8 protein-coding genes and 10 tRNA genes are annotated in these 11729 nt (G+C 46.0%); 16 read left to right on the top strand and 2 right to left on the bottom strand.

The window, feature by feature from the left end; genetic code table 11:
- Positions 1–11 precede the first annotated feature (11 nt).
- The 10 genes from IQP38_RS08775 (at position 12) to IQP38_RS08730 (ending at position 1184) form a co-directional block, all read left to right on the top strand.
- Positions 12–96: transfer RNA gene (locus IQP38_RS08775), tRNA-Leu, on the top strand.
- Positions 97–118: 22 nt separating this feature from the next.
- Positions 119–195 (top strand) — tRNA-Met (locus IQP38_RS08770).
- 54 nt (positions 196–249) lie between these two features.
- Positions 250–334 (top strand) — tRNA-Leu (locus tag IQP38_RS08765).
- Positions 335–364: 30 nt separating this feature from the next.
- Positions 365–439: transfer RNA gene (locus IQP38_RS08760), tRNA-Gln, on the top strand.
- 53 nt (positions 440–492) lie between these two features.
- A tRNA-Leu gene (locus IQP38_RS08755) sits at positions 493–577 on the top strand.
- 22 nt (positions 578–599) lie between these two features.
- Positions 600–676: transfer RNA gene (locus tag IQP38_RS08750), tRNA-Met, on the top strand.
- Positions 677–722: 46 nt separating this feature from the next.
- A tRNA-Leu gene (locus IQP38_RS08745) sits at positions 723–807 on the top strand.
- Positions 808–836: 29 nt separating this feature from the next.
- Positions 837–921, top strand: a tRNA-Leu gene (locus IQP38_RS08740).
- 50 nt (positions 922–971) lie between these two features.
- A tRNA-Gln gene (locus tag IQP38_RS08735) sits at positions 972–1046 on the top strand.
- Positions 1047–1099: 53 nt separating this feature from the next.
- Positions 1100–1184, top strand: a tRNA-Leu gene (locus IQP38_RS08730).
- A 136-nt stretch (positions 1185–1320) separates the two neighbouring features.
- Here IQP38_RS08730 and IQP38_RS08725 read toward each other — a convergent pair.
- Positions 1321–2499 carry a 2-octaprenyl-3-methyl-6-methoxy-1,4-benzoquinol hydroxylase gene (locus tag IQP38_RS08725; protein ID WP_017635664.1) on the bottom strand — a complete coding sequence of 393 codons (1179 nt, stop codon included), beginning with the start codon at positions 2497–2499 and terminating at the stop codon, positions 1321–1323.
- Positions 2500–2756: 257 nt separating this feature from the next.
- Here IQP38_RS08725 and miaB point away from each other — a divergent pair, with 257 nt between their 5' ends.
- The 5 genes from miaB to lnt all read left to right on the top strand — a co-directional run bounded on the left by miaB (position 2757) and on the right by lnt (position 8375).
- The gene (gene miaB, locus IQP38_RS08720; RefSeq protein WP_005373038.1) at positions 2757–4181 is read left to right on the top strand and encodes a tRNA (N6-isopentenyl adenosine(37)-C2)-methylthiotransferase MiaB; all 1425 of its coding nucleotides are present in this window, start codon (positions 2757–2759) and stop codon (positions 4179–4181) included.
- Between the two features lie 73 nt (positions 4182–4254).
- Complete coding sequence (locus IQP38_RS08715) at positions 4255–5352, top strand: PhoH family protein (RefSeq protein WP_053303002.1); 1098 nt, start codon at positions 4255–4257, stop codon at positions 5350–5352.
- A 2-nt stretch (positions 5353–5354) separates the two neighbouring features.
- On the top strand, positions 5355–5819 hold the full coding sequence (gene ybeY / locus IQP38_RS08710) for an rRNA maturation RNase YbeY (protein ID WP_005373030.1): 465 nt from the start codon (positions 5355–5357) through the stop codon (positions 5817–5819).
- 105 nt (positions 5820–5924) lie between these two features.
- Positions 5925–6824 (top strand): CNNM family magnesium/cobalt transport protein CorC, encoded by a 900-nt coding sequence (gene corC, locus IQP38_RS08705; RefSeq protein WP_005384118.1) that lies wholly within the window; start codon positions 5925–5927, stop codon positions 6822–6824.
- A 33-nt stretch (positions 6825–6857) separates the two neighbouring features.
- Complete coding sequence (gene lnt, locus IQP38_RS08700; protein ID WP_005384119.1) at positions 6858–8375, top strand: apolipoprotein N-acyltransferase; 1518 nt, start codon at positions 6858–6860, stop codon at positions 8373–8375.
- A gap of 84 nt (positions 8376–8459) precedes the next feature.
- Here the strand turns inward: lnt and IQP38_RS08695 are convergent, their stop codons facing one another.
- A complete protein-coding gene (locus IQP38_RS08695; protein WP_005373024.1) occupies positions 8460–8930 on the bottom strand; it encodes a zinc ribbon-containing protein in 471 nt (156 codons plus the stop codon).
- Positions 8931–9083: 153 nt separating this feature from the next.
- Here IQP38_RS08695 and leuS point away from each other — a divergent pair, with 153 nt between their 5' ends.
- Positions 9084–11657: a leucine--tRNA ligase gene (gene leuS / locus IQP38_RS08690; RefSeq protein ID WP_005384121.1), complete on the top strand. Its 2574-nt coding sequence runs from the start codon at positions 9084–9086 to the stop codon at positions 11655–11657.
- Positions 11658–11729 lie beyond the last annotated feature (72 nt).

Genomic DNA, 11729 nt, shown 5'->3' with positions numbered 1-11729 from the left:
CAGATCAAGTTGCGGAAGTGGCGGAATTGGTAGACGCACCAGATTTAGGTTCTGGCGCCGCAAGGTGTGAGAGTTCAAGTCTCTCCTTCCGCACCATTCTTGATCAAAGTTTTAAAATGGCTACGTAGCTCAGCTGGTTAGAGCACATCACTCATAATGATGGGGTCACAGGTTCGAATCCCGTCGTAGCCACCATAAACAACGTTATTTAGGTTTTTACCAATTACCTTGATAACTACAGAATAAGTTGCGGAAGTGGCGGAATTGGTAGACGCACCAGATTTAGGTTCTGGCGCCGCAAGGTGTGAGAGTTCAAGTCTCTCCTTCCGCACCATTATTTAAGCCTCTTTTATTAGAGCAATGTAGGGCTATCGCCAAGCGGTAAGGCAGCGGCTTTTGATGCCGCCATTCCCTGGTTCGAATCCAGGTAGCCCTGCCACATACAATGATATTGAGATTTTACCAATTATCTTGATGTCTACAGATCAAGTTGCGGAAGTGGCGGAATTGGTAGACGCACCAGATTTAGGTTCTGGCGCCGCAAGGTGTGAGAGTTCAAGTCTCTCCTTCCGCACCATTCTTGGTCAAAAATTTAAAATGGCTACGTAGCTCAGCTGGTTAGAGCACATCACTCATAATGATGGGGTCACAGGTTCGAATCCCGTCGTAGCCACCATTGATTAGATTGCTAGCATTAGCTATCAGTCACGTAGATTTAAGATGCGGAAGTGGCGGAATTGGTAGACGCACCAGATTTAGGTTCTGGCGCCGCAAGGTGTGAGAGTTCAAGTCTCTCCTTCCGCACCATCTTAAATTAATCTACACTATCAGAATACGCGGAAGTGGCGGAATTGGTAGACGCACCAGATTTAGGTTCTGGCGCCGTAAGGTGTGAGAGTTCAAGTCTCTCCTTCCGCACCATTCTTTCTCTCGATAAGAGAGGTTAAGTAGTCTTTGACTATTTACGCTGTAGGGCTATCGCCAAGCGGTAAGGCAGCGGCTTTTGATGCCGCCATTCCCTGGTTCGAATCCAGGTAGCCCTGCCATATACAACGATATTGAGATTTTACCAATTATCTTGATATCTACAGATTAAGTTGCGGAAGTGGCGGAATTGGTAGACGCACCAGATTTAGGTTCTGGCGCCGCAAGGTGTGAGAGTTCAAGTCTCTCCTTCCGCACCATTATCGGAAAACCCAGCATGACTTTGCTGGGTTTTTTCTTTTTTTTGGTTCTGGACTCGGGAAATCATTAGATTTGCCGAATTAAAAAAGCGAGCTCATGGCTCGCTTTTTTTCTATCTGTGATTTGAGTAGCTTACTACATACCTAACGCGTATTTCAGTACTTGAGCCTTAATTGGCCCTGAGTTTTCAGCAAGCTTCAATGCAGCATTACGTACGAACTTCAATGGCCCTAGATCGTTGCTAAAACCTTTATAGAAAAAGTCCATGCCCGTCTGCATGAGTAAGTTGTCAGGTCGACGTGCGCGTTCGTATTTCGCGAGTAAGGTATCTTCCAGCTTTTCTTGTTGTTCTGTTACCGAAAGGAGAACGTCTACATCTTTGAAGCCTAAGTTTACCCCTTGCCCTGCAAGCGGGTTGATCGTATGGGCAGAGTCACCCACTAACACGCAATTTTTGCTTGAGTAGCTTTGCGCATGACGACGAGTGAGTGGGAATGAGCCAAACTGTAAAACTTCAATATCGCCTAATTCAGCAGGGAAATGACGTAAAATTTCTTCTCTTAGTTGAGGTTTACTCATCGCACACAGTTGTTTAATACGTTTAGGCGAGTCATACCAAACCAAAGAACCTTGGCCTACGACTTGACCATCGTCGTTACTCAAAGAGCACAGAGGTAAAAATGAACGTGGGCCTGAAGGTGTAAATTGTTGCCAAGTAATATCTTGCTGAGGCAATTCTGTTTTCACATTAATCAACATGCAGTGTTGTCGGTAATCCCACGCAGTTACACCAATTCCAGCCAATTGACGAACTTTAGAGTTTGCACCATCAGCACCAATCACCCAGTTAGCTTCAAACTGCGCCCCACTTTCTAGTGTCACAAGATTTACATCTGCAAACTCAATGGCTTTTAATCGCTCAGGACACATCACGGTTAGATTTTCATACTGAGAGAAGACTTGCCAAAGACCTAATTGGATTAGGCGGTTTTCAACGATGTAACCTAGCTGATCCAATGACAATTCATCAGAGTGAAAACGAGTACGGCACTCTGGGTGCTCCCAAGTTTCTAAGCGCCGATAAGGACAAACTCGCATGCTCTTGATCTCTGACCATGCTCCGAGTGAATCAAGTAACTCCACCGACTGGTGCGAGATTGCAGATACACGAATATCCATCGCCTGAGAGGCATCAAAAACTTTAGGTTTTGTACCTTCGACCAAGACAACGCTTCTGCCCTGCTTGGCAAATCCAACAGCGACGGCTGCCCCAACCATACCGCCACCGATCACGGCGATGTCATACTTGTTCATTTTTCACTCTTCATCGTGCTGATTAATTGGCGTTTTTTATTGTACTTTCCATGGCTACTTTTACAAAATTGTTTAACAAAAAACCTTGTTCAGCATAGGGCGAAAAACTAGATTTCATCAGGCTTTGCAGAGAATTAGCTAGATCACTAGTCAGGTGCTTTTTAAAGCAGTACAATACGCCGCTTACCGCCGTGATGGCGGCTATAATTTGAGCAATAGCTCTCCGATTTAAGTACAACTGAACGAGCGAAAGTGAGATGAGTAAGAAACTGCTAATTAAAACCTGGGGCTGCCAGATGAACGAATACGATTCATCAAAAATGGCCGACCTGCTTAATGCTGCAAACGGCTACGAGCTGACGGAAGAGCCAGAGGAAGCAGACGTACTTCTACTTAACACCTGTTCGATCCGTGAAAAAGCGCAAGAGAAAGTTTTCCACCAGCTAGGCCGCTGGAAAACACTAAAAGATAAGAAACCTGGCGTAGTTATCGGTGTAGGTGGTTGTGTAGCAACGCAAGAAGGTGACCATATTCGTGAACGTGCACCATACGTTGACGTTATTTTTGGCCCACAAACTTTGCACCGCCTACCTGAGATGATCAAACAATCTCAGTCCGATGATGCACCAGTTATGGACATTTCGTTCCCAGAGATCGAAAAATTCGACCGCCTACCTGAACCTCGCGCTGAAGGTGCGACAGCATTCGTTTCTATTATGGAAGGCTGCTCTAAGTACTGTACTTACTGTGTCGTACCGTACACTCGTGGTGAAGAAGTAAGCCGTCCAATGGATGACGTACTATTCGAAATCGCCCAACTTGCTGAACAAGGCGTACGTGAAGTAAACCTTCTGGGTCAAAACGTAAACGCGTACCGTGGTCCTATGCACGATGGTGAGATCTGTTCATTTGCAGAACTGCTTCGTTTGGTTGCGTCTATCGATGGTATCGACCGTATTCGTTTCACGACGAGCCACCCGTTAGAATTCACAGACGACATCATCGCAGTATACGAAGATACGCCAGAACTTGTGAGCTTCCTGCACTTACCTGTGCAAAGTGGTAGTGACCGTATCCTAACGATGATGAAACGCCCTCACACCGCTATCGAATACAAATCGATCATCCGTAAACTGCGTAAAGCTCGTCCTGATATTCAAATCAGTTCAGACTTTATTGTTGGTTTCCCTGGTGAGACAGACAAAGACTTCCAAGACACCATGAAGCTAATCAAAGATGTAGACTTTGACATGAGCTTCAGCTTTATTTTCTCTCCACGTCCAGGTACGCCAGCAGCGGATTACCCTTGTGATGTGTCAGAACAAGTGAAGAAAGAGCGCCTTTACGAACTACAGCAAACTATCAATGCTCAAGCGATGCGTTACTCTCGCTTAATGCTTGGCACAGAACAACGTGTTCTAGTTGAAGGTCCTTCGAAGAAAAACCTAATGGAACTACGCGCTCGTACAGAAAACAACCGTGTAGTAAACTTTGAAGGTAGTGCAGACCTAATTGGTCAGTTCGTTGATGTGAAGATCGTAGACGTATTTGCAAACTCACTGCGTGGTGAGCTAGTACGTACTGAAAAAGACATGGATCTTCGTAGTGTGATTTCCCCAACGCAGATGATGGCGAAAACACGTCGCGAAGATGAGCTGGGTGTAGCTACTTTTACGCCGTAAGCTCGTATAAATAGCCATAGAGAGCCTGGTCGTTATCAGGCTCTCACTAAGTGGCAAAAAATGAGAGGCAACATTGAGCAATAAAATCGTAACTCTAGAAATTAACCTAGAACCTTCAGACAACCGCCGACTAGCTAGCCTGTGCGGTCCATTCGATGACAACATCAAGCATTTAGAACGTCGTCTAGGCGTTGAAATTAACCACCGTAGTGACCACTTTACGATTGTCGGTAAACCTCATACCGCATCAGCTGCGCTGGATATCCTGAAAACTCTATATGTTGATACCGCACCTTTACGAGGTGAGATCCCAGATATTGAGCCTGAGCAAATCCATCTAGCGATCAAAGAGTCTGGTGTTCTTGAGCAGAATACTGAGTCTAATATCGAGCATGGTAAAGAAGTCTTCGTCAAAACCAAGAAAGGTGTGATCAAACCACGTACGCCAAACCAAGCGCAGTACTTGGTTAACATGGTCACGCATGATATTTCTTTTGGTATTGGCCCGGCTGGTACAGGTAAAACCTACCTTGCTGTAGCAGCAGCTGTTGACGCACTAGAGCGCCAAGAGATCCGCCGTATTCTACTTACTCGTCCAGCGGTTGAAGCTGGTGAGAAATTGGGCTTCCTACCTGGTGATTTAAGCCAGAAAGTCGACCCATACCTACGTCCGCTATACGACGCCCTATTTGAAATGCTGGGCTTTGAGCGCGTAGAGAAGCTGATTGAACGTAACGTGATTGAGGTCGCCCCTCTTGCTTACATGCGTGGTCGTACTCTAAACGACGCCTTCATCATTCTTGATGAGAGTCAGAACACCACTGTTGAGCAGATGAAGATGTTCCTAACGCGTATTGGTTTTAACTCTCGCGCGGTTATCACTGGTGATGTCACGCAGATTGACTTACCTCGTGGTGCGAAATCGGGTCTTCGTCATGCTATTGAAGTACTAAGCGAAGTTGACGACATCAGCTTTAACTTCTTCTTGGCCGACGACGTTGTACGTCACCCTGTGGTTGCTCGTATCGTTAACGCGTACGAGAAGTGGGAAGCACAAGACCAGAAAGAGCGTAAAGAGTTCGAGAAACGCCGTCGTGAAGAACGCGATGCGAAGTTACTAGAAGCAGCAAAAGCCGAACTGAATGCACAAGTTGCTTCAACTAAGGAATAACCATGGCGATTGAACTTGATCTGCAACTGGCAGTCGAAAATGAAGAAGGTCTGCCTTCGCAGCAAGATTTCCAATTGTGGCTAGATAAGACAATACCTCTCTTCCAGCCACAAGCCGAAGTCACCATTCGTATTGTTGATGAACAAGAAAGTCATACGCTCAACCATGAGTATCGCGGCAAAGATAAACCAACTAATGTGTTGTCGTTTCCATTTGAAGCACCTCCTGGTATGGAAATAGATTTACTTGGTGATTTGATTATTTGCCGCCAAGTTGTTGAAAAAGAGGCGGTTGAACAGAGCAAGCCTCTGCTAGCACATTGGGCGCATATGGTTGTACATGGCAGCTTGCATCTGCTAGGTTATGATCATATAGAGGATGACGAAGCCGAAGAGATGGAGTCCCTCGAAACCGAAATCATGCAAGGTATGGGTTATGAAGATCCTTACATTGCTGAAAAAGAGTAGCTATTGGCCACTCGACAGGGAAAGGCGAACCACCTAAATGACTCTCGTGTTCGCCTCTCTATGTGTGCTATCACACTTCTGATAGCGTTACTTAATTGAGAAACAATGAACGAAGATAATTCTCCCTCTTCTAACGAAGATAAGAAAGAAAAGGCAGAAGGTCCGAGTAGAAAGTCCTTCTTTGAACGTCTAGGTCAACTATTTCAGGGCGAACCAAAAGATCGCCAAGAGCTTGTGGATGTTATCCGCGACTCTGAAGTTAACGACCTGATTGACCATGACACTCGCGATATGCTTGAAGGTGTTATGGAAATCTCCGAAATGCGTGTGCGTGACATTATGATCCCGCGTTCGCAAATGGTTACAGTTGAGCGTACTCACGACCTTGATACCTTGGTTGCTTTGATTACCGATGCTCAACACTCTCGCTACCCTGTGATCAGCGAAGATAAAGACCATGTGGAAGGCATACTTCTAGCGAAGGACTTACTTAAATACTTAGGCTCAGGCAGCAATCCATTTGATATCGAAGAAGTCATTCGACCAGCGGTTGTAGTACCGGAAAGTAAACGCGTTGATCGACTGCTGAAAGAATTCCGTGAAGAACGTTATCATATGGCCATTGTTGTCGATGAATTCGGTGGTGTTTCTGGTCTTGTGACCATTGAAGATATCCTTGAGGAAATCGTCGGGGATATTGAAGATGAATTCGATGAAAGTGAAGAGACGGACATTCGTAAGCTGAGCAAGCATACGTTTGCTGTCAGAGCGCTGACAACCATCGAAGAGTTTAATGAGACATTCGGAACCAACTTCAGCGATGAGGAAGTTGATACCGTTGGTGGTATGGTCATGACTGCCTTTGGTCACTTACCTTCTCGTGGTGAACTGGTTGAAATTGAAGGCTACAACTTCAAAGTCACCGCTGCCGATAACCGTCGTGTCATTCAACTCCAAGTGACGATCCCAGACGAAGAAACCCTGGTTGAAGCCACTCAAGAGTAACGCGATACCCATTGGGAATCTCAGAAAATTACAATGATGAATGAACTCTTTCATCGCCTTAAGCGGCCCTTAGTGGCCGCTTTTGTTGGCGCATCTACTACACTCGCTTTCGCTCCTTACCAGCTGTGGCCTATTGCCATTCTTAGCCCTGCAATTCTACTGATTCTTCTTGCTAACCAAACTCCGAAACGCGCACTATGGATTGGTTATGCTTGGGGGTTAGGTCAATTTGCAACTGGCGTTAGCTGGGTTTACGTCAGTATCTCCGGTTTTGGCGGTATGCCGCTCATTGCCAATTTATTTTTAATGGGCTTACTTGTTGCCTACTTGGCTGTTTATTCAGGCTTATTTGCTTGGCTCAACAACAAACTGTTTCCTCAATTTACGCTCACAAAAGCACTTCTCGCTGCACCTGCTTTATGGCTGATCAGTGATTGGTTGCGTGGTTGGGTGATGACCGGCTTCCCTTGGTTATGGCTAGGCTATAGCCAGATAGATGCTCCACTCGCAAGCTTTGCACCAATTGGCGGCGTAGAACTGCTTACTCTATTTATCCTTATCAGCGCAGGGGCGTTAGCCTATGCATGGATTCATAAGCAGTGGCTGATGGTGATTATCCCTGCGGTACTACTCAGTACTGGCTTTGGGATTCGCAACTACGATTGGGTAACACCCCGACCAGAAGACACGACTAAGCTCGCGCTGATTCAAGGTAACGTAGACCAGAACCTAAAGTGGCTACCAAGTCAACGCTGGCCAACCATCATGAAATACGCTGACTTAACTCGTGAAAACTGGGACGCTGACATTATCGTTTGGCCAGAAGCAGCAATTCCCGCTTTTGAAATTGAAGTGCCTTCATTTTTGAGCAATATCGACAGCGCTGCAAAAATGAATAACAGCGCAATCATCACCGGTGTCGTCAATCAAGCTGAAGATCGACAGTTCTACAACAGTATTCTGTCCCTCGGCATCACACCATACGGTGACTACAGCTTCGATTTAAGCGAACGTTACCATAAGCATCACCTACTACCGTTTGGTGAGTTTGTACCATTTGAAGATATTTTGCGCCCATTAGCGCCATTCTTTAACCTACCGATGTCATCGTTTAGCCGTGGGGCTTTTGTGCAGCCAAACATCGTTGCGAATGGCATGCACATGGCACCAGCGCTTTGCTATGAGATCATATTTAATGAGCAAGTGCGTCAAAATGTGACTGACGAAACAGACTTCATTCTAACGCTTTCAAACGATGCATGGTTTGGTCACTCTATCGGCCCTCTTCAGCATATGGAGATCGCCCGTATGCGTGCCTTAGAGTTGGGCAAACCGCTCATCCGCTCGACTAACAATGGATTAACAGCGGTAACCGATCACAAGGGTAAAATCGTTGAGCAAGTTCCGCAGTTTGAAACTGCAGTACTGCGCGCAGAGCTCACCCCAACCGATGGGAAAACGCCATATCGAATCGTTGGTACTTGGCCATTGTATATTTGGGTAGGGTTAAGTTTAGCGCTGGCTTTCGGTTTAAGAAGAAAACAGAGCTGATAACAGCTTGAAAGTAGAAAAGACAAAAAAGAGGCGACTAAGCCTCTTTTTTATTCATTGCATTATACAGTCGTTACTCGCCATTTATGGCTTTAATGACTGACGAGTAAAGCCTTTGTGACCACACTTAATACACGGAATGATTACTGTTGGGTGGTTATACGTTGTCTTGTGACCACACTCATCACAAACTAAAGTGCCTAAGCCTATCACCTCTCCTGCTTCATATAGCCCTTGATGCTCTAAGTCATCGAACAACTCAACCCACTCAACTTTAGTTCGGTCTGTAATCTCTAACAGCCCTTGCCATATCGAATCCGCAATCGTTAAGTAAAACGGACCGCTTTTGCTATCCTCGTAACTCTCTGAAAACTCTTTTAAGTCTGCTTTAAGGTACGCTTTGATTAAAGCCAATTCATCTTTGGTCAAGTCATTAGCAGCATCCACCACTTTGCCCGACGTCTCAATCGCTTTGTTAACTTCTTCCGGACTGTGCTTCAAGGTTTCAATCACATCCTCGAGCATTTCCTCATAACCTGTTTTACGTTTAGGCATAACTGACCTCCATCTTTCTCCTACCTGCGTCACTTAAGGGCGCATGGGTACAGATTGGCTATTGTTGTGATCCCTAGCTTTAGGTATTCTATGACGATCTATTTAAGTCTGTTCTAACCGAACTCACAAATTCCAAGATAACGGATACCATCGATGCAAGAACAATACAACCCACAAGATATTGAACAAAAAGTTCAAAAGCACTGGGATGACAACAAAACCTTTGTTGTAAGTGAAGACCCAAATAAAGAAAAATTCTACTGTCTGTCCATGTTCCCATACCCAAGTGGTCGACTGCACATGGGTCACGTGCGCAACTACACTATCGGTGATGTAGTATCTCGTTTCCAACGCCTACAAGGCAAAAACGTGATGCAACCAATCGGTTGGGACGCATTCGGTCTACCTGCAGAAAACGCAGCAGTAAAAAACAAAACTGCGCCAGCACCTTGGACTTACGAAAACATCGAATACATGAAGAACCAACTTAAGCTTCTAGGCTTTGGTTACGATTGGAACCGTGAATTCGCAACATGTACACCGGAGTACTACCGCTGGGAACAAGAGTTCTTCACTAAACTTTACGAGAAAGGTTTAGTTTACAAAAAGACTTCTTCTGTTAACTGGTGTCCTAACGACCAAACTGTTCTTGCAAACGAGCAGGTTGAAGATGGTTGTTGCTGGCGTTGTGATACGCCTGTAGAGCAAAAAGAAATCCCTCAATGGTTCATCAAAATCACTGAGTACGCTCAAGAGCTACTAGACGACTTAGACAAGCTTGAAGGTTGGCCTGAAATGGTGAAAACCATGCAGCGCAACTGGATTGGTCGTTCTGAAGGTGTTGAACTGAAGTTTGAAGTTAAGGGTCAACAAGACCTAGAAGTTTACACAACACGTCCAGATACGCTAATGGGTGTGACTTACGTGGGTATCGCAGCCGGCCACCCTCTTGCAGCTCTTGCAGCAGAGAACAATCCAGAGCTTGCAGCGTTTATCGACGAATGTAAGAACAACAAGGTTGCAGAAGCTGAGCTAGCGACAATGGAGAAGAAAGGTATGGCAACTGGCCTTACTGCTATTCATCCATTGAACGGCCGCGAAGTACCAGTATACGTAGCAAACTTCGTTCTGATGGACTACGGTACAGGCGCGGTAATGGCTGTACCTGCGCACGACCAACGTGACTACGAGTTCGCAACGAAGTACGGTCTAGACATCGTGCCAGTTATCAAGCCTGCTGATGGCAGCGAGCTAGACATCTCTGAAGCAGCATACACTGAGAAAGGTGTACTGTTCGATTCAGGTGAATTCGATGGCCTAGAATTCCAAGCGGCATTCGACGCAATCGCAGCGAAGCTAGAAGCAGAGGGCAAAGGCACTAAGACTGTAAACTTCCGTCTACGCGACTGGGGTGTATCTCGTCAACGTTATTGGGGTGCGCCAATCCCAATGGTAACCACTGAAGACGGTGAAGTTCACCCAGTACCTGCTGACCAACTACCAGTGATTCTTCCAGAAGACGTAGTAATGGACGGCGTAACGAGCCCAATCAAAGCAGACAAAGAGTGGGCGAAGACAACCTTTAACGGCGAACCTGCTCTACGTGAGACAGATACGTTCGATACGTTCATGGAATCTTCTTGGTACTACGCGCGTTACTGTTCACCACAAGCGGACGACATCCTAGACCCAGAAAAAGCAAACTATTGGCTACCAGTAGACCAGTACATCGGTGGTATCGAGCATGCTTGTATGCACCTACTGTACTCACGCTTCTTCCACAAACTACTGCGCGATGCGGGTTACGTAACTTCTGACGAACCGTTCAAGCAACTACTGTGTCAAGGCATGGTACTGGCTGATGCGTTCTACTTCGAGAACGAGAAAGGCGGCAAAGAGTGGGTAGCTCCAACAGACGTAGCCGTTGAACGTGATGGTAAAGGCCGCATTACTTCTGCTAAAGACACTGAAGGTCGCGATGTAACGCACTCAGGCATGATCAAGATGTCTAAGTCTAAGAACAACGGTATCGACCCTCAAGAAATGGTAGATAAGTACGGCGCTGACACAGTACGTCTATTCATGATGTTCGCGTCTCCAGCGGACATGACACTTGAATGGCAAGAGTCTGGCGTAGAAGGTGCGAACCGCTTCCTAAAACGTGTTTGGAAACTAGTGAAAGAGCACACAGCGAAAGGCGCAGCAGAAGCAGTAGATACCTCAGCGCTTTCTGGTGATCAAAAAGCACTTCGCCGCGACGTTCACAAAACTATCGCGAAAGTGACGGACGATATCGCTCGTCGTCAAACATTCAACACCGCGATCGCAGCGATCATGGAGCTGATGAACAAACTAGCGAAAGCGCCTCAAGAATCTGCGCAAGATCGTGCAATCCTTGACGAAGCACTGAAAGCTATTGTTGTCATGCTTTACCCTATCACTCCGCATATCTCATACGAGCTATGGGCAGCACTAGGTGAAACAGACATTGATAACGCGGCATGGCCGACGTTTGACGAAAAAGCGCTAGTTGAAGACGAAAAAACTATCGTTGTTCAAGTTAACGGTAAGCTACGTGCGAAGCTAACAGTCCCAGCGGATATCTCTAAAGACGATATCGAACAGCTTGGTCTAAACGACGAAAACGTGGTTAAGTTCACTGATGGCCTGACTATTCGTAAAGTTATTTACGTTCCAGGTAAACTGCTGAACATTGTTGCAAACTAATCGCAGCTGTCAATTTGTCTCTGTTTAGCGAACTTATTTGTTAACCAAGAGTCATTAAACAGGGTAGTTTTC

It is taken from the genome of Vibrio sp. OPT41, from assembly GCF_015163595.1.
In the GTDB taxonomy this organism is placed as follows: domain Bacteria; phylum Pseudomonadota; class Gammaproteobacteria; order Enterobacterales; family Vibrionaceae; genus Vibrio; species Vibrio alginolyticus.
The sequence above is the reverse complement of the archived record's forward strand: the minus strand, read 5'-3'. Positions and strand labels throughout refer to the sequence as shown.